Below are 26,248 nucleotides of genomic sequence, written 5' to 3' on the forward strand. Positions count from 1 at the left end.
CCAGCTCGGCCAGCGTCGGCTTCGGCTTCGCGGCGCGCGCGGCCTTGCGCTCTTCCGCCGTGAGCTTGGGCTTGGCTTCCTTGACGGAGGCCGGCGCGAAGAGGTCGTCGGTGACGGTGAAGCTGGCCGGCGCGACCTTGCCGGGGAAGACGCCGAGCGGGAACCGGAGGATCTGGGCGGCGCCGGAGTAATAGGCCTGCTTGCCGTTCTTGCTGAGGGTCTTGAGCGTGATGGTCATCTGCTTCTCCTTGTGTGGCGTGATTGCCAGCAACTGAATTGAGTCTACTTCGAGTGACGGTGCGGTGTCTACACTTTTCTTCGTTCCGAGCGGACGAACTTCCGATGCTGGCATGTCCTTGCCGTAGGGCGTCCGGAGGTCTTGCGTGCCAACGTAGGCTGCGCCGGGCTGGTAGCGTGGCGTCGGGAAGGTCAGGCGGCCGCCCCTGGAGGACAACGGGACGCCATCGTACTGCTGGAGGGTTTTGTAGGTCACGCCTTCACCTCCTCGACGTACCAGTTCAGCAGGTCGACCGATTCTGCCTTCTCTTCGTAGATCTTGTCGAGCGCGTTGCTGCCTGCTTCGCTGGCGTCTTCTGCATCTTCCACGTCGACGAAGGTGACGCGCGCGAACGGTGCCACGTGCTCGTTGTGCGGGTTCCATGAATACCAGCCGACGACCTTGAACTTCATCGTCCCGTTCCCTTCCCCGTCAGCCCGGCGAGCACCTTGCCCCACTCCTCGTAGGACAGTTCGATCTCGATGGCGTCGATGCCGTACTGGTTCTTCCCAATGGTCAGCCTGATGCCTTCCGTGCGGCCGTCTTCTTGCTTCGTGCCGTGCCACCGAAGCGCCGAGACGTAGGTCGGATCGTTCATTGCTTCTTCTCCTTATTCAGGATGCCTTTCGGCGTCCCCGGAATCGTCGACGTTCCGTTGATGAACTCGTCGTCGATGGTCGACGATGGTCCAATCCACCTCAGCAGGTGATTCTTCTCCTCCACCAACCGCGCGGCCTTTAACGCCTCGATGATCGACGTGTAAGTCTCTAGGTTCACGTGTGCCATGACGCGCACGTAGAGGAGGCCGTTCGGCACCTCTTTGAGGTCACGGATCGCCTGGCCGATGGCGGCGCAGGCTTCGACGAAGGCTCGTTCTTTGGGGGTCATCATTTGCCTCCGATCTGCTTGCTGTTGTTTGATCCCACGCCCCTCTGCCCGATCTTCATGGAGTCCGCCGCGTCCCGTCCCGCGCGATATCCTGCCGCGTTCGCGCCACCGGTGCTCGCGGCCGCCGTCTTCCGCTTGTACTTCTCGTCGACGTGTCGCTGCGCGCGGGCCAGCACACCGTCGAGGCGCATCAATGCCGTGCTGCTGTTCGCCGCCTGCTCCACCTCGCGCTTGCGCGCCTCGCGAAAGCGCTCGGCAATGCGCTGGACGAACCCGCTCAGCCAGCTGGCGCGAAAGCCGTTCGATTCAAGGTGCTGCCCGCCGCACTCGTCTTTCCACCACTGCTCCCTGGCCGCGAAACTCATCCGGTCTGCTGCGGCCGCGAGGACGCCGTAGGCATACTCCGCAACGACGACGTGCTCTCGCGTGCCGACGAAGGTGATGAAGTTCGAGCCTGAATGGACGAGGAATCTGCAGAGGTGCGCCGGCGCGACGATCCTGGCGAGCGCCTCCTGCCAGCCTATGCGCGCGTGATTGCGCTTGATGCCATAGGCGGAGAGGTCGACCAGCTGCTCGACGATCGGCTCGTCCTTCACGCCGCCGATCGGGATGTCGGCCTCCGAGAGTTCGTGCTGCAGGAGCAGGCGGCTGATGGCCTCGGCGAACGCCTCGGCGGCCGCAGAGTTGCCGAGCGCGGCCTCCCCTTCGCGGGAGGCCTTGAGCTTGGAGAGTTTGTCGAGGATCTTGTCGGTGGGGCTCATTATTCCACCTCCGCCGACACGTTGAACGTGACCTTCCATTCGCTGGCGTCTCCGCCCTTCGACTCTACGTCGGCGATGAGCGCGACCGCCTCGTCGCGAGCCTCGGCCAGCGTCTTGTAGCCGTCGCTGACTTCATTCTCCAAGCCAGCCAGCTCGAAGCACTGCGCGCAGATCTTGTTGCCGACGGTGACCGTCTCGCGTGTCAGGCGTCCGCAGACGTTGCACGGAAAGGTTGAAGAGCCTCTGCGGAAAGTCTTGAGTGCCATGATGTCTGTCTCCTCCTGGCGGCGCCCAGTGTCTCTGAGTCGCGGCCGATGGATGAATAGTAGAGCGAGACGATTTAGATGTCTAGCATTTTCTTTTAGAACTAAATATAGCCTTTGAAAAATAAAGTTGTGCAAAGTGGTCGAAAGTGTGCTAGACGCCTAAAACACTGGAATCCTTAAGGATTTGGACGGTTGGGTTGCAGCTCTGACAGTAAATTATTAAAAGTATATACTGTCTTTTCCTATGGAAGAACAACCCGAACAAAAGTCTACCTTAACGACGGCAGACGCGCTCGAGATCCTCCGCATGACGTGCCTACGCTGTGATCATGTGTGGATCCGACGGACTGAAAAACATCCAACCGTTTGTCCTAAGTGCAAGTCGCCGTACTGGGATCGTGAGCGCGCGGACAAGATAGCATGACGCCTCGTCCCGTCCCACTCCAAGTCCAGCCAGATAACATTCCGCTCATCCTCCAGCAGGAACATCGTTGGGTCGTCTGGCACTACATCTGGAAGGAACCTGCCGAGGGCAAGGAAGGCAAGTGGACGAAGCCTCTCTTCATCGCGACGGATCCTGAGACTTACGCCAAGTCTACAGACCCGACGACGTGGCGCTCATTCAACGATGCTCTTGGAGCACTCGAAGATGGCAAGTGTGATGGCATCGGCTTCGTGCTCGGCGATGGGTGGGTCGGCTTCGATGCCGATGGCACAGATGCCATCGAACACATCCAAGCGCTGAACACGTACGCCGAGACGTCTCCCAGCGGCCTCGGCGTGCACGCCATCGCGCGCGGCTTCAAGCCTGGTCCACGTTCTCGCATTGGTCCGCTCGAACTTTATGACAGCGGACGCTATTTCACGGTCACGGGACGACATATCGCTGGCACGCCGCTAACCGTCGAGGTGCGTACGAGCGAGATCGCCATCCTCTATGCGAAGATGTTTCCACCGGAAGAGGAAGTCGTCAAGGCGAACGGCCACGGATCGTCAAACAAGCTGACTGACGAATCAATCCTCTCGCGCGCCAAGGCATCGAAGAACGGTCAAAAGTTTTCTGCCCTGTGGAGCGGTGACTTGTCTGGTCACGACAACGACCACAGCAAGGCGGATGCTGCCCTATGCTCGATCCTCGCCTACTGGACGAACCGCGACGCCGAGAAGATGGACCGCCTCTTCAGGCAGAGCAAGTTGATGCGACCGAAGTGGGACGAGAAGCGCGGCGTGCAGAGGTATAGCGAGAAGACAATTGCACTCGCCATCGTCAATACGGCGGTCGGCTTCGATCCAGACGGGCGCGTCGAGTTCATCCTCGCTTCCGACGTACAGACTGTGAAGCTTGAGTGGCTGTGGCATGCACGCTTGGCGCTTGGCGCCATCACGCTTTTCGAAGGCGGTCCAGAGAAAGGCAAGTCAACGATCTTGGTCGACCTTGCTGCGCGTGTCACGACCGGTGAATCATTTCCCGGCGAAATGGAGACGCGTCAGCCAGGCAACGTCGTCATGTTGATCGCCGAAGATGACATTCAGACAACGGTAGTACCTCGTCTCATTGCAGCTGGTGCTGACCTCGGTCGCGTGTCATTCCTTGGAGCAACGAAGGACGAGAAGGGCGACGTCGTTCCGTTTCAGATGAGCGATGATTGCGAACGCCTGCGCATCGAGTGCGCACGATTCAATGCGACGTTCATCGTCGTCGATCCGCTCGTCAGCTACCTTGGCAGCCGCAAGGGACGCGTCTTGAACACAAACAATGACCTCGAGGTGCGCAAGGCACTTGGACCACTGAAGGAGTTGGCAGAACGACTCCGCGCATCAGTCGCTGCCATTCGACACTACCGCAAGGGCGCTGGCACTGACGCTATGGAAGCGGGTGGAGGTTCGGTCGGCTTCGCCGCGCTCGTCAGGGTCATCGTTGCCGCGCTGCCAGATCCGGACGATCCTTCGAAATACCTGCTCGCCGTCGCGAAAAACAATCTCGTCGCCAAGAACAAGCGCCCTGCACTCTCGTATGAAATCATCCCATCGAAAGCTGATCCATCGATCGGCTCCATCGCGTGGGGTGAAAAGATGGAGATGTCGGCTGGCGAGATCCTTCAAGCACAAGCCGTTGCCAATCGACAGGCGGAGAAAGAAACGGAACCTCACGGGAAGACCGGCGAGGCGCTTGCCTTCCTTGAAACGTTCCTCGCCGATGAGGGTTGGCATCCAACCGTCGACATCATGAAGACAGCGAAAGAACTTCACGGGCTATCAGAATTCGCCGTGCGTCGTGCAAAAGAAAAGACGACGATACAAGTTGAGAAGCAAGGACGACAGTGGTTCTGGCGCTTGCACGTCAGTGGAGTAACTACTTCTCTTTAAGGCCGCGTCAAGATGAGCACGTCTCTATCTTGCTAATCTTAGCTATCTTGCTTATCTTGCTTATGTTCAATTTTAAAAGAAAAGAAGATAAGCAAGATTAGCAACATAAGCAAGAAAAGCATGGTAAGCAAGGTGCCATGTTCATCAGTGACCTAAAGATTTTTCTTTTCTTTTAATCGATTTTATGCTAGGTGTCCACTAAAGTTGTGGTAGTGTCAAGCGGACCTTGGCTTCAGAAGAGCTTCCCTCACTTACTCCAAGACGCGCTGCGTTCGTCCAGGAGTATCTGATCGACCTGAATGGCGCACAAGCGGCCATACGCGCAGGTTATGCACCAAACTCTGCAAGTGTAGAAGCTACACGCCTGCTAGCTGATGCTAGTGTAGCGGCAGCCGTCGAGCGTGCCAAAGCGCAACGCTTCGCGCGCGTCAACACGAACGCTGACAGCGTGCTCCACGAAGTCTCACTCCTTGCGCAATCATGCGTCGAGCACTACGAGGTCGACGATTACGGCAACCTGCGACCGGCGGAAGGCGCACCAGAAGGCGCCATGCGCGCCATCTCCTCCGTCAAGAAAAAGATACGCCACGCGAAGGACGGCAGCATCACCTATGAAGTAGAGTTCCGCCTCTGGGATAAGCCTGGCTCTTTGAAGTTGATGGGCAAGCACGCAGGCGTCGCTGCGTGCTTCGACAAGCTTGAGGTCACGGGCAAGGACGGCGGACCGATCGCCATCACGCAAGTGCGCAGCATAATCGTGGATCCGAAGGCCGATGAATGATTTCATTCTTGCTGGCACTCACCGTGGTTAGTGCAGCACCAGCGGGGCGCACGGTTGACTTTCCGACAGCGCGCATCTATGCGCCGTTCTTGAAACCCTCACGCTACAAGGGTGCGTACGGGGGACGCGGCAGTGCAAAGTCTCATGAATTCGCCAAGAACGTCCTGAAACGTTGCATTGAGAAGCCGGGTACGCGCGTCGTGTGCGTACGCGAAGTGCAACGTACGTTGGATCAATCCGTCAAGCGGTTACTCGAAGACAAGATCAAAGCTTTTGGCCTTGACTCTGAATTCCACATCGCGAACACGCAGATTGAGACGCCTGGAGATGGCCTTATCATTTTCCAAGGCATGCAAGACCATACGGCTGATTCGATCAAGTCGTTAGAGGGTTTCGATGTCGCCTGGGTCGAAGAAGCGCAGACGGTCAGCGACCGAAGCTTGACGCTCTTGCGCCCTACGATTCGTGAACCAGAAAGCGAATTGTGGTTCTCGTGGAATCCACGGCACTCGACTGATCCGATTGATGCGTTGCTGCGTGGAAAAGAAAAACTGCCAGATTCAATCGTCGTTGGTTCGACGTACGCTGACAACCCATGGTTTCCAGAAGTGCTCCGCAAGGAGATGGAATGGGACAAGCGTAGGGACTACGAAAAATATGAACACGTCTGGGGCGGAGGCTACGAAAAGCACTCCGAAAGCCGCGTGTTCAAGAACTGGAAGCAAGAAGAATTCGTCGCTCCGTCTGATGCCGTCTTCAAGTACGGTGCTGACTGGGGCTTCAGCGTCGACCCTTCGACCCTCGTGCGCTGCCACGTTGCAGGACGCAAGTTGTTTGTCGACTACGAGGCATATCAGATCGGCGTCGAGATTGACCACCTCGGAGCGTTGTTCGACAAGGTGCCAGGCGCTCGCGAATGGGAGATCGTGGCCGACTCCGCGCGGCCCGAGACCATCTCGTACCTGCAGCGCCACGGATTTCCGCGCATGGTCGCCGCGAAAAAAGGGCCGAACTCTGTCAAGGAAGGCGTCATCTTCCTGCAGAACTACGACATCGTCGTGCATCCTCGCTGCGTGCAGACGATCAAGGAGCTGACGCACTACTCCTATGAGGTCGACAAACAGACCGGCACCGTGACGCCCATCCTGGCTGATGACAAGAACCACATCATCGACCCGCTGCGCTACGCCACCGAGAAGCTGCGCGCGGCTGGTGGAGGGCTGACGTGGTAGAAGAACCAGTACCCGAAGCCAAGCCACGCTTCAACGAAGAGCAGATGCGCTTCCTCAGCGTGCTGCTCGACCGCTCGCTGTTTTCGCGCCAGGCGGGCTTCCAGTTCGACGGCCGGCGCGACCTCTACGATATCTTCGGCTACGATCGCATCGTCACGTCGCAGCAGTACCGCGACGAATATGCGCGCGGCGGCATCGCGAAGCAGATCATCGAGGCGTTCCCCAAGGCCACGTGGCGCGAGGGCGTCGAGTTGTTCGAGGATGAAGACCCGAAGGTCAGCACGCCGTTCGAGAAGGCCTGGAACGATCTGTGGAAGCAGCACGGCATCGGCAACAAGCTGCTGAGTGCAGACATCCTTGCGGGACAGTCGACGTACAGCGTCGTCCTGCTCGGTGCTCCTGGCTTCTTGGACACCGAGCTGCCGCGCGGCACGAAGCTCCTTTACCTCCAGCCGTTCTTCGGCGGCGGTGGACCTGGCAACCAGGCGCGCAGCCCGTCAGGCCGCATGCAGTCGTCGGACGAAGACGTCACCATCGAGGAGTTCGACGTCGATCCTGAGTCGGAACGCTTCGGCGAGCCGCTCTGGTACCGCATCCGGCGCACCGACCTCTCCTCGCCGATGCTCGCACGACGGGTGCATTGGTCGCGCGTCATTCATATCTGCGAAGGGGCGCACGACAACAACGTCTACGGCATCCCGACGCTGGAAGCGATATGGAACCTGCTGTTCGACCTGGAGAAGATCACCGGCGGCGGCGGTGAGTCGGCCTTCCAGCGCGCCAAGCATACGCTGAATGCCAACATCCAGAAGGACGTCGCGTTCAGCCCAGATGACCTCACCGCGATGAAGGCGATCTTCGAGGAGTACCAGCACGGCATCACGAACTTCCTGCCGACACGCGGCATGGACGTCAAGCTCATCGAGAGCAAGCCGTTCGACTTCGGATCGAACGCCGACGCCATCCTGAAGCAGATTGCTGGCACGACCGGCATTCCGATGCGCATCCTGACGGGCAGCGAGATGGGGTCGCTCGCCTCGGAGCAGGACGCCGAGAACTTCGACTCGCGCGTTCAGGATCGTCGCACGCTTCATGCCGGGCCAAACATCCTTCGGAAATTGGCTAACCGCCTCATTGCCTATGGTATCTTGCCCGAGCCGAAGAAGGGACCGGACCAATACGAGACTGGTTGGCCGACCGAGGAGGAAGACGACAATCAGAAGGCAGACTACGGCGTTAAGCTCGCTACAATCAACAAGACGCAGGGCAAGATCATTATCACGGATGACGAAATCCGTGCGATGGCCTTCAAGCTCGAACCGCTGACCGAGGAGCAAAAGCAAGCGATTGCCGATGAGGCAGCCGAGAAGATGCAGCAGGCGCAAGACGCGATGCAGCAGACGAAGCAAGTCGACGATCAAAGCAATCCATTGCCAGCAAAGGCCAAAGTGCCCGCGCTCAAAGCTGCTGAAGACCGTGACTTGCTCCGTGTGCTGGAGGCGGCCATCCGGTCAGGTGACCAGGACACGGTCGCCAAGGTCATCGGCCTGTCGTCTTATAAGTATGGCTCGACGCAAGTGCAACTGCCGCCGTCGGTCGCCGACAAGCTGATCGCGTATGGTCTGGGCATTCCGGATGCGGATGTCGACGAGGCAGCGGGTGGCCGAGAGACGGACGCGCACGTCACTGTGAAGTATGGTCTCGTGGCACCCGATGCCGCAGTGCTCGGAGATGTACAGGTAACGCTGAACGGTAGCCTCACGGCACTCAAGAAGGTCGGGTCGCTGTCGTTCACCCTCGGGAAGACCGGTTATTTTGCGGGCGCCAACTACGACGTAGTCTACGTGGACGTCAAGGGCGAGGACCTTGCAGCCGTCAACCGGGCCATCGCGGCGAAGCTGCCCTGTGTGCCGAGCGACCACCCGACCTACCAGCCGCATGCGACCGTCGCCTACGTGAAGCCCGGCACCGGAGAGAAGTATGCTGGATGGGCTGGACTTGACGGCGTGACGGTCTACGTCGAGATGATCACACTGACGGACGCCGACGGGAACCGGGCCGAGGTGGCGCTTGGGTAAGGTCATCGTCTTCGTCCTTCTCTTGTCGACTCCAGCCTACGCGCAGGATGGTGAGAAAGCAGCGCGTGCCGTCAGTTGGGTGGCGCTCGGCGCAGGCGTGGCGCTCGACACCGTTGATGCCTTTAAGCAGGACGACAAGAAGCGAGCGCTGGCCGCCGAAGGCGTTGGCTTGGTCGCTACTGGTCTGTCTACTCTGGCGATGAAGAAGGCGTTCCCGGAAGATCGTCCATGCGCAAAACAGATGGACTGCGGTAACGAAGATCCACACGCGTCGTGGTGGTCCGGTCATTCGGCGAATGCGTGCTTCATGGTGCCCACGACTAGCAAGGCGATGTGGGTCACCGGATCCGTGCTCGCGGGATTCGTCATAATCGGTCGCATCGCGGGCAATCGACACTACTGGTGGGATACGGCAGCTGGTTGCGCTGACGGCATCGTGATGCATCAAGTCATGCGGAAGGTCTTCAAGACGCGATGATCGACGATTCAGGCATAGGGCCACCTTCGTCTGTGAACGTTCCGATGACGTCGAAGACCGTCATTTTGTCTTCTGACGGAAAGCCGTTGGTGCGAGTCATCGGATTCGTGCCTACTAAGAACGAAACGAAGAAATGATTTCCTTTCCCTTGGCGCCAGAACGCGGCGCACGACTGCTGTTGCAGGCGTATAAGAACGTGCGTCACCTGAGGAAGAGTCGGGAGACCGCGCTTCATGTGACGGCAGACAAGCACGTTGCGCTGATCCAGAAAGTCGTCCAAGCGGCGTTTGACGCTGGGCGGAAGGTCGGTGCTAAGAGTGCACCAAGTACCGTTAAGAAGGCGTTGATCGAGAGTCTCCCACCAATCTTGCTCGCCGCTCTCGAAGACTGCGGTAACACCGCTCTTGATATGTTGCCTCAACGTAGAGCAGCAAAAGAACCCTCGAAGCGATCGTTCGTTAAGCTCAAGATGCGCTTCGACGCCAGCAACCCAGACGCCGCAGACTGGGCACGAGAACACGCCCTCGAACTCGCCGACGACATCTCCGAGACGTCCGCCGAGCGCATCAAGGAAGCCATCGCCATTGAGCAAGAAACCGGCGAGGACGCCTACGATGAGATCCTCGACGCCATCGGCGACGAGTCGCGCGCCGAGATGATCGCAAGGACCGAGGCCATGGACGCGGCGAACGAGGGTCTGGCGCAGGGCTGGTCGCAGGCGGTCGAAGAAGGCTTACTTACTGGCGACGAGAAGAAGGTCTGGATTGCGGCTGGCGATCCGTGCCCGGAGTGCGAAGAGGTCGATGGCGAAGAGGTGCTAATGGACGAGGACTTCTCCGTCGGCGACGACCCGCCGCTGCATCCGAACTGTCGGTGCACCATGGGGTTGACTTCGTGACCATCGCCGATCTCCTCAGCTTGGCGCAGAAGCTCAGCAGCGTTAGCTTCGGCGTCCTGCTGTTCCTAATCCTCATCGGCAGTTACAAAAGGATGTGGGTGTGGGGCTGGCAATTGGAAGAAGTCAAGGCGTCGCGGGACCAGTGGCAGCAGATGGCCCTGCGGGGAACGGCTTTGGCGGAGACGTCGGTCGGCATCGCCAAGAGCGCGAGGGTGTCATGACGTTGGACTTCATGCGCTGGCTCGTGCGTGTGAAACACCCTGGTCGCATTGCTGAGGCCGTCGAGGCAGAGTGGCTGGCAAAGAAGGAGCAAGAGGAACTGGAGCACACGCGCCAGCGGCTTGAACGCGTTAGCGAACAGCTGTCAGTCGTCGACCGCAGGACGAGGGAGCAGTACGCCACCATCGAACGACGGTCGAGGGAGCAGGCATGATCGAATCCATGAGGTATTGGGACTTCTGGGACTGGGAGCGACTCGTGTTTCAGATTGTCTTCTTTACGCTGCTCGTTCTCGTCTGGCGCCGGGCGAAGGCGCGCGACCACGCCATCCAGGACGTGCGCGACATGGCGGCGTCGCTTGAGAAAAAAGCGACGGACCTCGGGAAAATCGTCGAGGACTACAACGCCAATTTGTTTGACTGCGAGACGTGCCCGATCCGCCACGAGGTGCTATCGCTGCATTCTGATCCGACGGCGGTCGCCGTGTTTAACGAGAAGATCATGCACCTGGCGATGCTGCGAAAGAAGCGGACGGATCGATGACCGTCTGCAGTTACGGCAACTACGACGGCATCAAGCGATCGAGGCGTTGCTGTCGTACTGCGCAATTCGTGGCTGAAGTCAGCGATGGACGCCTTCGCCAGTTCTGTTCGCACCATGCGGCGATCATGGAAGCGCTCGGATGGAAGGTCTACAACGTGATGCGTCCGGGGCAGTGGCCGCGGTACGACGAGCAGACGAAGGTGGCGTGAGGAACACATGACCATACGCGTTCGCCTCTTGAACCCATTGCTCGAAGTCGTGCACGAGGTGCTGGTGACGGTTCCGGTGCAGAAGGACGTCGTGACGTTCTCCGGGACGCGCTACCTGAAGGACCGCTACGTCGAGACGGTCGACGGCGTCCAGACGTATGACTACGTCGAAGAAACCAACCTGGTGCTGTCATGACCCCGGTCGAACCGACACTGCACGAGAACGCCCAACTGATCGTCTTCGCGAAGGACCAGCCGCAGTACATTCCTCTGCCGGCATCTGTCGACAAGGACGGCGTCGTGATGACCGAGTGGGAACCGACGGCTGACGAACTCGACCGACTCCTGAGCGGCGCGCGTATTCGTCTGTGGCTGCACCGCGCGATCGGCGCGGAAACGTGCCCAAAATGCCAGTCGCTGGTTCCGCGACTGCTTACGCCGATGAATATTGAGGTCGGCGAGCCTGATGGTGGAATGAGGAACACATGATCAAGCACGAAGGCGCGAATTGGGTCCTCTACTCGATGGACGGCAAGAAGAAACTCGGCACCCATTCGAGTAAGGCGGACGCCGAGACGCAAGAGCGTCTCATCCAGGCGAAGATGAAGACGGCCGAGTCTCGTTCGCTCCACCTCCTCGGCGCCCTCGGCCAGGTCCGCACCGAGATGGTCGGCGACAAGGAGCACCTCATCGTCCCGGTTGTCATGCTCATGGAGGGCGTCATTCACGCCGTGAACGCCGAGACGCCGGAGTTCGTGCCCTTCGAGACGCTGCAGAAGTGCGCCGAGTCGTGGAACGGGAAGCCGATTACCATAGGCCACCCGAAGAAGAACGGCACGCAGTGCTCGGCGAGTGAGAACGGCATCTGGGACTCGCATGGCATCGGTCTGATGCGAAACGTTCGCGTCGACGCTGCGAGTAAGAAGATGCTTGGCGAGGCGCTGGTCGAGAAGTCGCGTGCCAAGAATCTCCATCCGGACATGTACGCCGACCTCGCCGATGGGAAGTCGCTTGAGGTGTCCGTCGGCGCGATGGTCATCAGTGATCACAAGACTGGCAAGCATGGCGTGAAGCCGTATGTCGGTAGTTGGACGTTCGCCGAGGGCGATCACCTCGCGTTCCTACCTGGCGGACGAGGCGCGTGCTCGATGGAGATGGGATGCGGCACGCATCGGGCGGCGATGCGCGTCTGTGCAGATCATTTGACGTTCGTTGCGCTCGACAATCCGGAAGGGATCAATCAGTACACGAAGGGTAGCGCTCACGAAGCAACAAAGGCGGCGCACCAAGCGACGCTGTCAGCCGATGCAGCATCACATGGACTCAGTTCGGCTGGCGGTCGAGGGCATGAGAATGCCTCGAATCGTCACGATGAAGCGCGTCAATTCCACGAAGAAGCGGCGAAAGCGAATAAGGCTGTCGGAAACAAGACGTTGGCGGTTCATCACGAGGTCGCCGCTGGTCATCATGATAAGCAAGCAGCCTATCACGCGTCGCGCAGCGAATTGAGCGATCGTTACATGGAAGCGAACGATGCCATCGCTTCTGAATCTGGCGTTCGTTCGTCGTTGCACCGCATTCCAGCGTGCCTCACCTTTACAGCTCTCGAAGATCAACCACTCTCGCAGCGCATCGACGCCGTGCAGCGTGCGATCATGGACGAGTGGAACGATCCGCCCGAACCGCCGAAACCCTACGCCTACGCGTCGCAGATCTTCGACGACTTCGTGATCGTCTGCAAAGGTGAAGAGACGTTCAAGGTGCCTTACACAGTCGACGGCGAAGACGTGACGCTTGGCAAGCCGGTTGCCGTCAAGCAGCAGTGGGTAGCGGCATCTGACGACGGTGAGATCAAGGTCCTTGCGGGAGCACGACACTCGACGAAGGACATGTCGGCGATCCAGGCAGTACACGACCACTCGATGGCGCTAGGGGCGACGTGCGACCGTGGGAATTACAAGTTGATGGAGCGTAATACCGACGATGACCCATCCAAATTGAAAACTTTCAAATTGGACGACCCGACTCGATCTTATATCCGACGAGTCACGACAGGCGCACGCTAATGTGCGACAAATCAGCCGATTGTGGCTGCGGAGGTAGGAAGATGGCAAAGGAACTGTCCACGCGCGACGAACTCATCGCCGCGCTCGTTACTGACAAGTATTCGGGCTTCAAGGACGGCGACGAATCGATTCTGACCGGGGCAAGCGACGCGCGTTTGGAAGAATTTCGTGTGGCGTCGGAAGCCAACCGAACGACGCACGGCACCATCGCGCGAATGGAAGCCGATGGCCGCCAGACGGCGGCACGGCTGAAGGTCGCCGAGGCACGCATCGTGACCCTCGAACAGCCGATGACCGACGATGATTTCGTGGCGCGTCTGGCGCCGACGTCGCCGATCAAGACGCTGCTCGAGTCTCGCGCTGCAGAAGAGAAGACGCTGCACGCGTCCCTCGTCAGCTCGCTCAAGGATCTCGGTGGCGAGACCGAGGAGCAGTTGAAGAAGCGCACGATTCCCGAACTGCAAACGTTGGCGCGGTACGCCCACGTCAAGGTGCTCGACTTCAGCGGCAAGGGTGTCCCAGTCGAACGCAACGCGTCGCAGCACGTCAGCTACGCACCGCCAGATCCGTACAAGGCGGGACTTGAAGCGCATCGAGCGGCCGAGTCGAAGCACTAAAACAATTCGAACTGGCTGTCCTAAGGCCCTAGGCAAGCGCCCAGGCACCGGACACGAAGGAGATAGAGAATGAGCATCACGAGACTCGACCCGAACACGATCTTTCTCGGCGGAAATCGCGTGCAGGTCAACGACCTGGCAGCCTCCGAGGCGATCACGCCCGGCCACTTGGTGGACCGGTTCAACAGTGCAGGCGTCATTCGGTGGAGAAAGCACGCGACGGCATCGATCGCTTGCGTGCCGGCGTTCGCCACCGAGCACTCCATGGCGAACAAAGGCGTCAGTGACGCATACGCGCTCGCCGACCTCGTCGAGGTCAGTGTCTGCGAGCCAGGTGCTGCCGTTTGGGCGTTCATTGCGTCGGGCCAGAACATCGTCGCGGGCAACAAGCTGGAATCGGCTGGAGACGGCACGCTGAAGATTTTCAGCGCGGGCGTCGTGCTGGCGTCCTCGCTCGAAAACAAGCCGAGCGTGAGCGTACTGACCCGAATCCGCGTCGAGGTTGTGTAAGACAAGGGAATCACCCTTGCGCTTTCGTGGGAGCGCGCCAGGGCAACAAGAACAGATAGGTTGACGCTCTGGCGTCAGGAGGCTTTACGCGATGGAAAAGGAAATGCGATTCACGGCGGCGGCTGGCAATGCGGCCAGTCCGCTCAGCGACATCATCACGCGCTCCATCTTGGAGACTGGTGGATGGTCGGTCGAGGCGATGCGGACGCCAGGCTTCCGTATGATGGAGGCGATCGAGCAGGAGCAGATGCAGTTTCGCACCCTGGCGCCCTTGATGGACAAGGCGCAGGTCAGCATCGACAAGGCCGTCGTCGAGGTCGGGCTCCAGCGTCTGACGCTCGTCGCCGACATGATGTCGGCGGGTCTCGTTTATCCGCTCTCCGATCCGCTCTCGGTCGCGCAGCTGGAGTGGAGCACGCAGAGCAAGATCGGCGCAGCGCAGCGCACGATGAGTCCGCAGGCGCGCGGAGAGAACAAGAGCCCGCTCATCACTCCGTTCCGCCTGCCGATCTACCTTACGACTGACACGTTCAACATTGACATTCGTACGCTGAAGACGAGTCAGCGCACCGGTATGCCGCTCGATACTGCGATCGTGAAGCAGTGCGTCAGGGCGGTGAACGAGGCGGTCGAGGACGCGATGATCAACGGCGCGACGACGCTTGACGGTCAGCTCCTCCAGGATGCCGGCTACACGGCGCCTGGATTGCTGAACCATCCAAACGTCAACCTGAAGACGTTGACAGCGACCGCCTGGACGCCAGCGACGGCTCCGGTCGGTGCGACGGTCTTCGCCGAAGTAATGTCGATGATCTCGATCCTGCAGACGGACAAGAAGTTCGGTCCATACCGCATGTACGTCGGGACGCAGATCGGCAACACGATGGACCAGGACTACAGCACCTCGACCAACACGGTTACGACGATCCGTCAACGGCTCCTGCAGATCGATTCGCTGCAGGCCATCCGTACAGCAGACCTTGTTCCGAACGGCAACGCCGCGTCGCCGTCCATCGGCAACAAGGTCATCCTCATGCAGATGACGTCGGACGTCGCCGACGTGGTCATGGGGCAGGCGCCGACGGTCATCCCCTGGACGTCGCTCGACGGGATGATGATCCACAACCTCGTGATGGCGATCATGATCCCGAGGGTTCGCTCGGATGCCGATGGGAACTCGGGCATCTGCGTTGGAACCACTGCGTAAACTTGAATGAGGAGGCCGTCCTAACGCGGGCGGCTTTCCTTCGAAAGGAGCATGAGTAATGTCATTCAAGCAGGGAGAAAGGATCCGGACGCACGATGGTAAGGTCCATCGCGTCGGGAAGGACGGGAAGCTGCCGAAGATGGGCCGGAGGCGCAGTGCCGATGGCATTTCCATCCGGGGCTTCGTGCGCGGCGCGCTCGTGGACTGCATCTCGGGCGAAGAGCAAGTCGGAGACTGGCACGAGAACGTCATCACGACCTACGGGCACGGCGCCGTGATTCGGGCATTCGTCGGGCTGCAGTCGTCGCAGGGCTCGACGGCGTCGTCGGCGGCGACGGTGCTGACGGACCTCGGACTGGCGCGCTTCTGGGCCGTCGGCCACATGACCGAGGCGCAGTCATCGAACTTCTCGACGAAGTCGGCGATCGATTCGTCCGAGCAGGGCACGGCGTCGACGTCCGGGTCGACGGCTGGTGGTGCGCGGGCAACGGTGAGCGCCGGCATCCAATCGCTGGCGGCAACCTGGACGCTCTCGCAGAGCTTCCAGTACGTGTCGACGGCGATCAGCAACGCGGTGACCATCAACGCCATCGCGCAGTACCACAATGCGACGGTCGGCTCCGGCACGGCGCTGTCCATCGCGACGTTCGCGTCGTCGACGAAGGGTACGACGCAGGCGCTCAACATCACGTACAACTGGGTCTTCAGCACGTAGCGGGGTTGCCGGTCGTGGGGACCGGCAACATACAGCAGCAGGAGCAGTCGTGGCGAAGAAAGACAAAGAAGCAGGACCAATCACGGTCGACATCAGCGTCATGAACGACGGCACGGTCTCACTCGTATTCCCTCGGCTCGTCCAGCAGTTCAATGCCAGCGCCGACGAGATGGCGCAGCTCGGAATGAACTTGATCAAGGCGTCGCAGGTCGCGCTCATGAACCACGCGCAGATGGCGAACGCTCCCTCTGCGTCGGCGAGGAAGATGTGACAGCCGCCCAGGTCAAGAAGGTCGTCGCGCGGAAGAAAGGCATCCTGCTCGATGTCTCCCTCGGTGGAGAGCCGCAACCGCGCAGCGTGGCGTTGCGAATCGGTGGAGACATCCCGCACGTACCGACCAAGGTGCCGTTCCCGCTGCCAGACGCGTGCGTCCACACGGCCGTCGTGACGCATGTGCTCGAGTACCTCGAACCGGCGTCCTTCTTCAAGTGGTGGGACGAGCTGTGGCGTGTCATGCAGTCGAGCGGCATCGTCTACGTCAGCGGGCCGTACGGCGGCGACGAGTCGTGCGGCTGGCTCTCGGACCCGATGCATCGGACGCGCGTCATCGAGCAGAGCTTCGCGTGGCTCGACCCGCGTACGCCGTTCTACGAGGTGCACGACAACCTTGGACGTCCGAGGCCGAAGCCGTGGCACCCGCTCGCGCTGTCGCGCGTGCCCGGAGCGCATGGTACGTTGAGCTATAACGTGACGCTGCAGAAGCCGAAGGATGGGAAACGATGAGTATTCCCATTACATGTTGCGATATTTGCGGCTTTGAGTATGTAGGAGCGTGCGACTGTCCGCGATGCGCCGGCCAAGCGATTGAGGAAGAAACTAAAACAGTTAGTAGTTATCAGCCGCTCACCGTCGTCGACGACGAGACTGCGTGCCCGACCGAGGTGCTCATCGAGCGCGTCAAGAAGTCGCGCGAGGAGAACGGCGACCTCCTCCAGCGTTACCACGACCTGTGGTACTCGTCTGGTCATACGTGGCACTACACGCACTTTCTCGGCGTCGGCATGATGAAGTGCCCGAACGACATCTGGATGTACCAGGACCTCATGTCGCGCCTGCGACCGCAAGTCGTCGTCGAGACTGGTACCTACCAGGGTGGATCGGCCCTGTGGTTCGCGTTCCTGATGGACATGCTGCGCATCAATGGCGGCAGGGTGCTGACGGTCGACATCAAGGACTATCGGAAGACGTGGTTCGTGCAGCATCCGAGGATCACGTACTTCAACGGGAACAGCGCGGATCCAGAAATGGCCGAGGCTGTCGAGAGCCAACTGCCCGAGCAGGGTGGTCGCCTCGTAGTGCTCGATTCCGACCATTCTGAGAGGCACGTTCGCGACGAATTGGAACTGTACGCACCGATGCTTCGCGTCGGCGACTGGCTCGTGGTCGAGGACACGAACATCGGATGGGGCGTCGAGCACAAGGTCACGCTGCCTGATTCGATTACAGGCGGTTACAGGTGTTCGTGCGGACAAATATTCTTGAGTAACGCGGTCAGCATCGATCAGGTTAAGTGTCCCAAAGACGATAACACTGGTGACCGAGGCGCCCGAGGCGGCGTGCAGGACTACATGGACGAGCATCCTGGCGAGTTCGTGCAAGACCTGCTCAGCGAGCGCTACTTGTTGACGATGAATCCTGGAGGATGGATGCAGCGCGTGAAGGAGTGCGAGCATGTCTAAGAAGAACGGCAAGCCAGCGATGCTCGCCCTCAACCCGGTGCATCCAAAGCCCGGCAGCGACACCGTCCAGGTTCTCATGGGCACGCCGACCCTCGGCATCATTCGCGTCGAGTGGTACAACGCGATGGTCGGCATGGTGACACCACCGAACTGGGCGCTGGTCCGCAGCGTCCCGATGGGCTACACGGTGCCTGACGCGCAGAACATGATCGTCGATTCGATGCTGCGCGGGCCGTTCCGCGCGTTGCTATTGATCGAAGACGACACGTGTCCGCCGCCCGAGACCATTCTGACGTTCGACCGCTGGTTCTGGAAGATGGAGCGCAAGAAGGCGCCGCCGGTCGTCAGCGGCCTCTACCACATTAAGGGCAGCGGCGAGGTGCGGCGAGGGAAGAAGGGCGGCATCGAGCTGATGGGGCCGGAGCCGCTCGCCTATCGCGGCAGCGGGACGCGCGCCTATCGAGACTGGAAGTATGGCGACGTGATCTGGGTGAGCGGCGTGCCGACCGGCGCGCTGATGATCCACCGGTCGGTGCTTGAGGCGTGGGCGAAGGAGCCGGACGTCGAGACGTATACCGTACCCGGCTACCCGTATCCGATCAAGCGCATCTTTATCGCGCCCGCCCGCGTGTGGGTCGACTCATTCGGCGGTAAGCACATCGCCAGCGGCACGAGTGACCTCTACTGGAGCGACCAGACGATCAAGCGCAACATCCTGACGAAGGCGGGCTTTGGCAAGTGGGCGAAGAAGGATTTCCCCTACATCATCGACACGAGCCTCGTGTTCAAGCACGTGGACCGCTCGACGGGGGTGATGTATTGAGTAACTTAGCCTCTCGCGTCGGGAGCTTCGGACGAACCAAGATCGTCGGGGCAATCTTTGCCGACGACTTTAATGGTTCTTCTGTCGATGCGACAAGGTGGCAAGGGCCGTACGATCGTCGAGGCGACGTCAATAACAACGAACTGCAGGCGATGGTTCCGGCTAATGTCGTGATTGGCAGTTCGCTCCTGACGATCACGGCCAAGCACGAGACCGTGACGGCTGCTGATCGCGACGAAGCTGCGCCGCACAATTCGAATGTTGGAACGGCCGCAGGCACCTCTGGCTCATATGACTACACCAGTGGACAGGTGATGACCGTAAAATCATTCCTGTACGGCACCATTACCTGCCGCTTCAAGCCGCCGGCGGGCAGCGGCGCGTGGCCTTTGTTCTGGTTGCTCGGTAGCAATTGGGACAAACAGCTCTATACGGCGAACCAGATTGGTGCCAACTGGCCGGTGGGTGCATGGTGCGAGGCGGACATCGCAGAGTTCGGCAATTTCGCGCGCACGATCGTGAACTGTGAATCGCACTTCACGACGGGCAATCGCGGGCCTGGAATGGAGACGCTGCCGTACGACGCGTCGTCGCGGTTCATGGTCTACCGACTGGAATGGTCGCCTGGCTCGATGGTTTGGTCGGTTGATCCAGAGGACGGCTCAGGATTCCAGGTGCTGGGGTCTGTCAGCGGAGACGCGGTGCCGCCCTTCGCACAATACATTGTGCTCTCGATGGCCGTAGGTGGATTTGGGGGCACACCGAACCCTGCGGACTATCCATTAGTCGCGCAATACGACTATGTGCGGGTGACCCAGTAATGGCGATTGGCATCACGAACATCACCACGGCGACGATCATCTCCGGTGGCAGTACGACGCTCGCTTTTTCTGGCTCTGTGACTGCCGGATCCACCCTCGTCGCAGGGGGCTTCAATTTCAACAACTCCACGACGGGGTCGCCAGCCATCTCCGACAGCATCAACGGGACCTGGACCGTCAAGAAATACGCTAACGGCTTCGTTAGTACCTTCAATCAGAACACGGAACTGTGGTTAGCGACGTTCGAAAACACGGCCGGCGGGACCCCGACCGTCACCTGGAACCCGAATGGCACTTCGGCGGACATGGGCGGGTGGTTCATCTGCGAAGTCACTGGCGCCGCGACGCCGACCAGCGTGGATGTGACGCCCGCCATGAATGCGACGACGGGCCTCACGCCTTCGATTACCTCGGGCACGCTGGCCCAAGCCGCAGAAGTGTTGTTTGCGGTGATGACTGGCGATACGACCAACGGGACGGTGACGATTGTGGGCGATGCGGCGGGGGGCTATACCGATCTGGTCAACCAGGGCGACAACTCGAGTTCACAGATGGGCGCGTGCCAATACAAGATCGTCGCCTCGACATCAAGTGACACCGCTGACTGGACGATCACGGACGTCGGGGGTATAGGGCAAGGCAAGGGCTCGATTCTGATCAGTATCAAAGAAGCAGCTGGCGGCGCGGCCGGTGATCTTTCAACTTTGATTGGAGAACCAGTCACCGGCTCGAGTCAAATTGAGGGAGGATTGCGCTGATGGAAGAAGGGCAACTCGGCATCGGCGAAGAGTTGCGGGTCGAGCTGGTCGATTGTACGATCGTACAGGTACCACGAGGGTTGCTTGAAGAAGCGTTGAGAAATCTTCAAGGTGACAACGGTACGAATGACAATAGTGTAGCACGTGTGGCCGAACGCATCAAAGAAGTACTGAATGGCTGACCTCTCCATCAACGTCCAGCAGGACTCGTTCCGCGTCATGGACTTCGTCCTCGGCGCGGCGCTGGGCGTCGCTCTGTCTGCTGGCGCGATGGAGATCGCGAAGATTAGCGACAGTGTCCAGGCCGCGCTCGATCCTCCGCCCATCTTGTCGGTGCAAGTCGCCGATGAGGGCTGCAGACCGCTAGACCAAACCTACGGCGTCACTCGTTCCGTGCAATCGCAGAACGCGCGTTCTGCTGGGTTGCGCGAGGGCAACGTCAAGATTTCTGAGCAGCTGACGGTCCAGCGCACCCTTGATACTGGTCTCATCCAGGAGGTAATGCGCCTCGATGACTTCGGGCAAGTCGACCTGCGTGGTCTCGGAGCGTGGATTAAGATCACCGATACCGTCACGGCGGCGCTGGAATCGGGTGGAGATCTTTCAGTCGGGCCACTTACTGACTCACTGAAGATTGCGGACACTGTTGCTTCGATTCTTAATCCACTTCAGGCTAATCTATCTGAATCGCTAAAGATCGCCGACACTATTACTGTACTCAATACCGATCTTTTTACTACTCTGCTAGAAACGGTCACACTCGTTGATGCTGACCAAGATAACCAGGTCGAACTCGTAACGGATGAAACGATCCGGATTTCGGACGTCGTTCTTGGATCAACGCTTAACCCAGAGCAAACGAACCAATCGGAGTCATTAAAAGTTCAGGACACGGTCACGGCGGCAATGGGCAACGCCGGAGACCTGTCGATAACGGCAGGGTCCGAGAGTCTCAAGGTTTCTGACTCCGTAGTCACGCTCCTGAACCCGGAGCAGGCGTCGACGACGGAATCGCTCAAGATCGCAGACACCGTCACTGTTCTATTGAACCCAGAGCAGTCGAGTGGGTTTGATGAGTCGCTGAAGATCGTCGACGTTGTCCTTGGCCCGACGATCAATCCGGAGCAGGCCAACTCATCTGAGTCGCTGAAGGTCCAGGACACTCCGACGACGACACTTGATCCGGAGCAGATTTCGACGTCAGAATCGCTGAAGGTCCAGGACGTTGCCACGATTGTTCTCAATCCGCTGATCGCGACGACTCCAGCGACGGAGTCGATCAAGATCCAGGACACGGTCACGGCGGCGCTCTGGCTCGCGGCGTCAGGGTTCGACGAACTGCTGCACGTCCAGGATTTCCCGACGACCGACCTGTCGATCCTCGTTTCCGAACTCTTGTACGTCCAGGATCAGGTCACGGCCTCGGCCGGCACCGGAGTCTTGGTCGTCGAGAACCTGAAGGTTGCGGACAGCGTCAGCACGCTGTTGGACCCGGAGCAGGCAAGCGGCTTCGACGAGAGTTTGAAGATCGCGGACATCGTCACGGCGCAAATTACGCCGCTGCTCGCCGCGGGATTCGATGAATTGCTGCACGTCCATGACGCTGTTACGGGTCTGACGCTCAACCCGCTGCAGACTTCTGGGTTTAACGAATCGCTAAAGGTTCAGGACCAAATTCAGGTCGGCGCTAGCATCCAGGCCAGCACGAACGAATCGTGCAAGGTCTCCGACCAGGTGCTCGCGTCGCTGGACACGCTGCTCGCATCCATAACAGAGTCGTGCAAGGTCGCGGACTCGGCTTCGACACTTGTTACACCGCTGTTGGCGTCTGGATTCGACGAGCAGGCGAAGGTTTCCGACGCCGTCGTGCCTTCCATCACACCACTGCTCGCGCAGGTCTCAGAGCTGCTGCACGTCGAGGACAAGCAGCCGAATTTCGCGGGTCCAACCATCATCGACGTGGAAGGTTCGTACGTCACGAAGGTCGACGTTGGAGGTTCTTACCTACCGCACGTCGACGTGCAAGGACAGGTGGAGTGATGGCAGTGATGACGTCCATCGGAGGGAACGGGGCGCTCTTCGTCGGCGAGGACAAAGTGTTCCGCCTCAAGAACGTCGTGGACGAGAACAACGTCTTGGTCGACATGACCGGATGGTCGGTGCTGTTCGACGTGCGCGCGAAGACGACGTCGTCGGACCCGGCCCTCATCTCGATTAACGCGACGCCGGTCGGCGTCTACAATGTCAATCCTGTCTTGAACACGCAGATGTGGGTGGCTCCCGTCTCGGACGACTTGCTGAACTTGTTCAAGGCGAAGACGTACCAATACTCTTGGAAGCGCATGGACGCTGGCGTCGAGACCGTGCTGGCCTACGGTCCAATGGCGCCAGAGAAAGCGACGGCTCCCTAATGCCAACGATCATCTCGACTCCCGGCGCATCGAACGCGAACAGCTACCTGACGGTCGTCGAGGCTGACGCCTACTACGACACGCGCGTGCCGGGCGTCGTGTTCGACGCGTGGGACGGCGCCGACAGCAAGGAGGCGCTGCTGATCAACGCGACGCGCATGCTCGACAAGCTCCTCTTGCCCGACGTCAAGGAGTTGTTCTATCAGAACGGCGTCGCCTACTACCGCGTGCATCCAGCGTGGACCGGGCTGCCGGCGACGACGGTGCAGCGACTGTGCTGGCCGCGCTCTAGCATGTTCGATCAGAACGGCAATGCGATCGGCACGAACGTCATCCCCGAGGATTTGAAGTTTGCGACGGCGGAGTTCGCCGGGCAACTTGGAGTCGCGGATCGTCAGTTAGACAACGACGTCGTTCTGCAGGGATTGAAGTCGGTGAAGGCTGGCAGCGTCGCGCTGTCGTTCGATACGGCTGGACTTTCCGTCTCGTATGTCATCCCGGCGGCGGTCTACAACCTGCTCGTGCCCAGCTGGTACACGAACGAGACGTACGAACCAGCGCAGGTCTCGATCTTCGGCGTTATCACGCAGGACAGCCTATGAGCCTCTTGGACGTCCTACGCGGCGGCGTCGCCATCGCGAACAAGGTCACGCGACCGTTGCAGGCAACCGTCATGTACCAGCGCAAGACGACGGCCGACGGCTACGGCCCGACGCTCGCGGCGGCCGTGCCCCTGCATGCGAGCGTCGACTACAAGAAGGTGCAGGTCAGAACGCAGGACGGCACGCTATCGACGACGCGGTCCATCGTGACGCTGCTGGACATCGCCGAGGTCGTCGCGGCGACCGCCGGGTTGGGCATTGGCACTGAAGATCGGTTCACGATGCCGGACGGCAGCAGCGGGCCGATCCTTGACCTTGGGGGATTCATCGACGCCGGGACGGGGCACCCGATCGCGACCGAGGTGATGCTCGGATGACTATCTGGTCTGTTAAAGTCACCTGGCATGATTGCAATCAGGGGTTTGGTTTTTATCGACGTGCTCGTCAATGGGTAGTGTGGAATCTTATCGTGAGTTGGAACTAAGACGCAATGATCACCATCTGCTTCACGTACTTCCGAAGCCTGACACTCGCCAACCTGGCGGCGTCGCTCTACTCCGTGCGCCGGCAAGACCTGTCGCAGGTGAGGGAGATCGTGCTCGTCGACAACAACACCGACGACCAGATCGAGGCCGTGCAGGACGTCGTCGATCGTCTGGAGTTCCCTGTTCCGGTGCTCGTGCAGTCGGTGAAGCACGGCGACCCGACGCGGACGCACTCCTGGTCGACGAACCTCGCGATCAGACAGGCGACGGCGTCGTGGATCTTCATGACGCGCGCCGACTACCTGCTGGACTTCGACGTTGTGAAACGGTTCACCGAGGCAGTCGCTCAAGGGGACTCGTTCGTCACCAGTAACGGCTGCCACCTCGGGGAAGGGATCGCCGAGTGCGAGCGCAGCGACTGGCGCCAGCATGGCCCTCGGTTCAGTGGCATCACGTTCGACTACACCTCGATCGACTCCGGCGTCTGGATGGCGAAGAAGGAAGTTATCGACGCCGTTGGCGGCCTCAACGAGGGACTGACGTTGTGGGGCCACGCGCAGACCGAGTTTCAGCACCGCCTGCACGCGAGCGGCGTCCGGTTCGTCCGCATTCCCGAGGTGTTGTTCTGGCACCCGGCACACGGCGGTGAGAAGGACCTCGAACTGGCCAACATGCAACTGGCGTTGGCCGGGATCGACCTGCGCGAGTGCTGGGCGCGATACCATGGAACGAGTCCATACGCATGACTGAGATTCCGAAACGGACCGAGGATTTTGGTCATGGTCCAGAATTTGCGGGACAACCGTGCTGGATGCAACTGGTCGACAGTGACGGAAACAAGTTGAAGCCACTCATCCGCTGCAATTGCGGCTGGTATTGCGGCATTGGTCTGCATCACGTTCACGCTGATGGGACGGTAACTGCGTCGTTCTTTCACACGGCGGAAAGCGACCCAGGACGCGGATGCAACTGGCATGTATGGTTGAAACTTCTTGATTACGACGGCGGTGAGTTCTTGCCGAGGAACGCATGAGACCCTACACCCGCTCCCTGCACGACGCCGACTACCTGTTCCTGCAGCGATATGTCGACCCGATCGCAACGTTCCAACGCGGCATGACGACCAATGGCGTGCCGCACCGCGAGTGGCATCCGCACCGGTTCTGGGAGTACGCGTCGGTCATGCAGCAGCTGACCGAGCTCAACGTACCGAACGACGCCGAGATCATTGACGTCGGCGCTGGCGCGTCGTTCTTCGACCCGTATCTCGCGACGCTCTACCCGAGGCTCTGCTGCACGGACACCGAGAAGTACGGCGACTACTCGTGGATGGTCGCGGCACAGCGAACGTTCTACAACGTCGCGCTGCCGCTTTTCGATTCGTCAGTCGAGGACATGCCGGCGGAGTGGTCGGACAAATTCGACGTGACGCTCTGCATCTCGACCGTCGAGCACGTCGACGATCACGACAAGGGGTTCGCCGAACTCGTGCGGATCACGAAACCGGGCGGACTGATCATGATCACCTCGGACTATTTCCGCGACCTTGTGCAGTTCGAGCAGAGCATCTCTCGACATTTGCAAGTGACACCGTATAGGGAAGTCTTTGTGCTCGATCTACCAAATCGTTTCGAGGTTGATTTCGTCGGCGAGACCGACCTCGGATACGCGGGCGACTTCGTCCACAATTACTCGTTTTGCAACATCTGTTTTCGAAAACGGGGAGCTTAGTTTCGGAAGGACGAAGGTTTGACTGAATAAGGGCTAATCCGAGCGACGAGGATTAGCCGAGATCAATGATACTAAGGGCCAGCAAGGAAAAGTTACACCGGACCCTTTGAAATCGTTCTCCGGTGATCCTAATCGTTTAACCAGCATCCACTCGGCGAACACGCCGTGACAACGGAAAAGGTTGAGAAAAGATGAACAAGATCCTGACAATGGCGGCATCGAAGTACCAGATGAGCGGCGAGGGCTGCTGCGACACGGTCAGCACGTCCGGGTTGCCGCTCCGCAAGATTCGTCCGCGCAAGATTCACTGCATCCTACCGTCGTCGCCATGGCTCGCCGACAGCAAGACCAACGTGCCGCTCGGCGTGCTCTACATCGCCGGACTGCTGAGGGAGCAGGGCCATGAGATCGTCGTCACCTCCATGCTGGACAAACGCTACGAGGGCAATATTCATCTACCCGAGCACGTCATGGATAGCGACGTCCACATGTTCGGTTTCTGTACCCCGCAGTTCGGAGAAGCACTCGAACTCGCCGCGTACATCAAGGATCGAAATCCCGAGGCATTGCTTGTCGCCGGTGGACCTCATCCGTCGTACGAGCCCAAGGAAGTCAAGGAAGCTGGACGCCAGGATGCGTACCACTACAAGGGCACGCTCAAGCAGCGTCGGGATTATCGCGCAGTCGATGGGCGCCAACTGTTCGATACGGTCATCGTCATGGAGGGCGAGGTTGCCACGCTCCAGATGCTGAGCGACTGGGACGC

General features: G+C 59.7%; 38 protein-coding genes. 31 read left to right on the forward strand and 7 right to left on the reverse strand.

Features of this window, described 5'->3' with window-relative positions:
* From V4529_16845 to V4529_16875, 7 genes are all read right to left on the reverse strand, one after another.
* Positions 1 to 493, reverse strand: a 493-nt coding sequence (locus V4529_16845; protein ID MES2360010.1) for a hypothetical protein, incomplete at its 3' end; no start/stop codon positions are given.
* A complete protein-coding gene (locus V4529_16850) occupies positions 490 to 690 on the reverse strand; it encodes a hypothetical protein (protein MES2360011.1) in 201 nt (66 codons plus the stop codon). The genes V4529_16850 and V4529_16845, both read right to left, overlap by 4 nt.
* Positions 687 to 875 carry a hypothetical protein gene (locus tag V4529_16855; GenBank protein ID MES2360012.1) on the reverse strand — a complete coding sequence of 63 codons (189 nt, stop codon included), beginning with the start codon at positions 873 to 875 and terminating at the stop codon, positions 687 to 689. The genes V4529_16850 and V4529_16855 overlap by 4 nt, the downstream gene beginning before the upstream one ends.
* A complete protein-coding gene (locus tag V4529_16860; GenBank protein MES2360013.1) occupies positions 872 to 1,165 on the reverse strand; it encodes a hypothetical protein in 294 nt (97 codons plus the stop codon). The genes V4529_16855 and V4529_16860 overlap by 4 nt, the downstream gene beginning before the upstream one ends.
* Complete coding sequence (locus V4529_16865) at positions 1,165 to 1,926, reverse strand: hypothetical protein (GenBank protein ID MES2360014.1); 762 nt, start codon at positions 1,924 to 1,926, stop codon at positions 1,165 to 1,167. The genes V4529_16860 and V4529_16865 overlap by 1 nt, the downstream gene beginning before the upstream one ends.
* Positions 1,926 to 2,192 carry a hypothetical protein gene (locus V4529_16870; protein ID MES2360015.1) on the reverse strand — a complete coding sequence of 89 codons (267 nt, stop codon included), beginning with the start codon at positions 2,190 to 2,192 and terminating at the stop codon, positions 1,926 to 1,928. Before V4529_16870 ends, V4529_16865 begins: the two co-directional genes overlap by 1 nt.
* A gap of 618 nt (positions 2,193 to 2,810) precedes the next feature.
* Complete coding sequence (locus V4529_16875) at positions 2,811 to 2,978, reverse strand: hypothetical protein (protein ID MES2360016.1); 168 nt, start codon at positions 2,976 to 2,978, stop codon at positions 2,811 to 2,813.
* On the opposite strand from V4529_16875, the gene V4529_16880 reads away from it, so the two are divergent.
* From V4529_16880 to V4529_17030, 31 genes are all read left to right on the forward strand, one after another.
* The gene (locus tag V4529_16880; protein MES2360017.1) at positions 2,973 to 4,559 is read left to right on the forward strand and encodes an AAA family ATPase; all 1,587 of its coding nucleotides are present in this window, start codon (positions 2,973 to 2,975) and stop codon (positions 4,557 to 4,559) included. The two genes, V4529_16875 and V4529_16880, sit on opposite strands and share 6 nt — an antisense overlap.
* Positions 4,560 to 4,785: 226 nt before the next feature.
* The gene (locus tag V4529_16885; GenBank protein ID MES2360018.1) at positions 4,786 to 5,340 is read left to right on the forward strand and encodes a terminase small subunit; all 555 of its coding nucleotides are present in this window, start codon (positions 4,786 to 4,788) and stop codon (positions 5,338 to 5,340) included.
* Positions 5,337 to 6,572, forward strand: a complete 1,236-nt coding sequence (locus V4529_16890; GenBank protein MES2360019.1) for a PBSX family phage terminase large subunit — start codon at positions 5,337 to 5,339, stop codon at positions 6,570 to 6,572. The genes V4529_16885 and V4529_16890 overlap by 4 nt, the downstream gene beginning before the upstream one ends.
* Positions 6,566 to 8,650, forward strand: coding sequence for an anti-CBASS Acb1 family protein (locus V4529_16895; protein ID MES2360020.1), 2,085 nt, complete (start codon positions 6,566 to 6,568; stop codon positions 8,648 to 8,650). Before V4529_16890 ends, V4529_16895 begins: the two co-directional genes overlap by 7 nt.
* Positions 8,643 to 9,128 carry a phosphatase PAP2 family protein gene (locus V4529_16900; protein MES2360021.1) on the forward strand — a complete coding sequence of 162 codons (486 nt, stop codon included), beginning with the start codon at positions 8,643 to 8,645 and terminating at the stop codon, positions 9,126 to 9,128. Before V4529_16895 ends, V4529_16900 begins: the two co-directional genes overlap by 8 nt.
* 133 nt (positions 9,129 to 9,261) lie before the next feature.
* On the forward strand, positions 9,262 to 10,026 hold the full coding sequence (locus tag V4529_16905; protein MES2360022.1) for a phage minor head protein: 765 nt from the start codon (positions 9,262 to 9,264) through the stop codon (positions 10,024 to 10,026).
* Complete coding sequence (locus V4529_16910; protein MES2360023.1) at positions 10,023 to 10,247, forward strand: hypothetical protein; 225 nt, start codon at positions 10,023 to 10,025, stop codon at positions 10,245 to 10,247. The genes V4529_16905 and V4529_16910 overlap by 4 nt, the downstream gene beginning before the upstream one ends.
* On the forward strand, positions 10,244 to 10,459 hold the full coding sequence (locus tag V4529_16915; GenBank protein MES2360024.1) for a hypothetical protein: 216 nt from the start codon (positions 10,244 to 10,246) through the stop codon (positions 10,457 to 10,459). The genes V4529_16910 and V4529_16915 overlap by 4 nt, the downstream gene beginning before the upstream one ends.
* A complete protein-coding gene (locus V4529_16920; protein MES2360025.1) occupies positions 10,456 to 10,788 on the forward strand; it encodes a hypothetical protein in 333 nt (110 codons plus the stop codon). The genes V4529_16915 and V4529_16920 overlap by 4 nt, the downstream gene beginning before the upstream one ends.
* On the forward strand, positions 10,785 to 10,997 hold the full coding sequence (locus V4529_16925) for a hypothetical protein (protein ID MES2360026.1): 213 nt from the start codon (positions 10,785 to 10,787) through the stop codon (positions 10,995 to 10,997). The genes V4529_16920 and V4529_16925 overlap by 4 nt, the downstream gene beginning before the upstream one ends.
* 7 nt (positions 10,998 to 11,004) lie before the next feature.
* A complete protein-coding gene (locus V4529_16930) occupies positions 11,005 to 11,193 on the forward strand; it encodes a hypothetical protein (GenBank protein MES2360027.1) in 189 nt (62 codons plus the stop codon).
* A complete protein-coding gene (locus V4529_16935) occupies positions 11,190 to 11,486 on the forward strand; it encodes a hypothetical protein (protein ID MES2360028.1) in 297 nt (98 codons plus the stop codon). Before V4529_16930 ends, V4529_16935 begins: the two co-directional genes overlap by 4 nt.
* Complete coding sequence (locus tag V4529_16940) at positions 11,483 to 13,063, forward strand: hypothetical protein (GenBank protein ID MES2360029.1); 1,581 nt, start codon at positions 11,483 to 11,485, stop codon at positions 13,061 to 13,063. The genes V4529_16935 and V4529_16940 overlap by 4 nt, the downstream gene beginning before the upstream one ends.
* 41 nt (positions 13,064 to 13,104) lie before the next feature.
* Positions 13,105 to 13,680 carry a hypothetical protein gene (locus tag V4529_16945; protein ID MES2360030.1) on the forward strand — a complete coding sequence of 192 codons (576 nt, stop codon included), beginning with the start codon at positions 13,105 to 13,107 and terminating at the stop codon, positions 13,678 to 13,680.
* A gap of 69 nt (positions 13,681 to 13,749) precedes the next feature.
* Positions 13,750 to 14,190: a hypothetical protein gene (locus V4529_16950; GenBank protein MES2360031.1), complete on the forward strand. Its 441-nt coding sequence runs from the start codon at positions 13,750 to 13,752 to the stop codon at positions 14,188 to 14,190.
* A gap of 91 nt (positions 14,191 to 14,281) precedes the next feature.
* Positions 14,282 to 15,397: a major capsid protein gene (locus tag V4529_16955; protein MES2360032.1), complete on the forward strand. Its 1,116-nt coding sequence runs from the start codon at positions 14,282 to 14,284 to the stop codon at positions 15,395 to 15,397.
* Positions 15,398 to 15,455: 58 nt separating this feature from the next.
* Complete coding sequence (locus V4529_16960; GenBank protein MES2360033.1) at positions 15,456 to 16,112, forward strand: hypothetical protein; 657 nt, start codon at positions 15,456 to 15,458, stop codon at positions 16,110 to 16,112.
* A 49-nt stretch (positions 16,113 to 16,161) separates the two neighbouring features.
* On the forward strand, positions 16,162 to 16,383 hold the full coding sequence (locus V4529_16965) for a hypothetical protein (protein MES2360034.1): 222 nt from the start codon (positions 16,162 to 16,164) through the stop codon (positions 16,381 to 16,383).
* Positions 16,380 to 16,895 carry a hypothetical protein gene (locus V4529_16970; protein MES2360035.1) on the forward strand — a complete coding sequence of 172 codons (516 nt, stop codon included), beginning with the start codon at positions 16,380 to 16,382 and terminating at the stop codon, positions 16,893 to 16,895. The genes V4529_16965 and V4529_16970 overlap by 4 nt, the downstream gene beginning before the upstream one ends.
* Before the next feature lie 158 nt (positions 16,896 to 17,053).
* Positions 17,054 to 17,851 (forward strand): CmcI family methyltransferase, encoded by a 798-nt coding sequence (locus V4529_16975; protein ID MES2360036.1) that lies wholly within the window; start codon positions 17,054 to 17,056, stop codon positions 17,849 to 17,851.
* Between the two features lie 19 nt (positions 17,852 to 17,870).
* Entirely contained in the window at positions 17,871 to 18,674 is an 804-nt protein-coding gene (locus V4529_16980) for a hypothetical protein (protein MES2360037.1), read from the forward strand.
* Positions 18,671 to 19,495, forward strand: a complete 825-nt coding sequence (locus V4529_16985) for a glycoside hydrolase family 16 protein (protein ID MES2360038.1) — start codon at positions 18,671 to 18,673, stop codon at positions 19,493 to 19,495. The genes V4529_16980 and V4529_16985 overlap by 4 nt, the downstream gene beginning before the upstream one ends.
* Positions 19,495 to 20,253, forward strand: a complete 759-nt coding sequence (locus tag V4529_16990; protein ID MES2360039.1) for a hypothetical protein — start codon at positions 19,495 to 19,497, stop codon at positions 20,251 to 20,253. Before V4529_16985 ends, V4529_16990 begins: the two co-directional genes overlap by 1 nt.
* A complete protein-coding gene (locus tag V4529_16995; GenBank protein MES2360040.1) occupies positions 20,253 to 20,435 on the forward strand; it encodes a hypothetical protein in 183 nt (60 codons plus the stop codon). The genes V4529_16990 and V4529_16995 overlap by 1 nt, the downstream gene beginning before the upstream one ends.
* A complete protein-coding gene (locus V4529_17000) occupies positions 20,428 to 22,293 on the forward strand; it encodes a hypothetical protein (GenBank protein MES2360041.1) in 1,866 nt (621 codons plus the stop codon). Before V4529_16995 ends, V4529_17000 begins: the two co-directional genes overlap by 8 nt.
* Before the next feature lie 8 nt (positions 22,294 to 22,301).
* Positions 22,302 to 22,664: a hypothetical protein gene (locus tag V4529_17005; protein MES2360042.1), complete on the forward strand. Its 363-nt coding sequence runs from the start codon at positions 22,302 to 22,304 to the stop codon at positions 22,662 to 22,664.
* Positions 22,664 to 23,266 (forward strand): DnaT-like ssDNA-binding protein, encoded by a 603-nt coding sequence (locus tag V4529_17010; GenBank protein MES2360043.1) that lies wholly within the window; start codon positions 22,664 to 22,666, stop codon positions 23,264 to 23,266. The genes V4529_17005 and V4529_17010 overlap by 1 nt, the downstream gene beginning before the upstream one ends.
* On the forward strand, positions 23,263 to 23,643 hold the full coding sequence (locus V4529_17015) for a hypothetical protein (protein MES2360044.1): 381 nt from the start codon (positions 23,263 to 23,265) through the stop codon (positions 23,641 to 23,643). The genes V4529_17010 and V4529_17015 overlap by 4 nt, the downstream gene beginning before the upstream one ends.
* 113 nt (positions 23,644 to 23,756) lie before the next feature.
* The gene (locus V4529_17020; GenBank protein MES2360045.1) at positions 23,757 to 24,497 is read left to right on the forward strand and encodes a galactosyltransferase-related protein; all 741 of its coding nucleotides are present in this window, start codon (positions 23,757 to 23,759) and stop codon (positions 24,495 to 24,497) included.
* Positions 24,498 to 24,780: 283 nt separating this feature from the next.
* On the forward strand, positions 24,781 to 25,482 hold the full coding sequence (locus tag V4529_17025; protein ID MES2360046.1) for a class I SAM-dependent methyltransferase: 702 nt from the start codon (positions 24,781 to 24,783) through the stop codon (positions 25,480 to 25,482).
* A gap of 191 nt (positions 25,483 to 25,673) precedes the next feature.
* The coding region (locus V4529_17030; protein ID MES2360047.1) for a cobalamin B12-binding domain-containing protein at positions 25,674 to 26,248 on the forward strand (575 nt) is incomplete at its 3' end.

The organism is Gemmatimonadota bacterium (assembly GCA_040388625.1).
Classification (GTDB): Bacteria; Gemmatimonadota; Gemmatimonadetes; order Gemmatimonadales; family Gemmatimonadaceae; genus Fen-1247.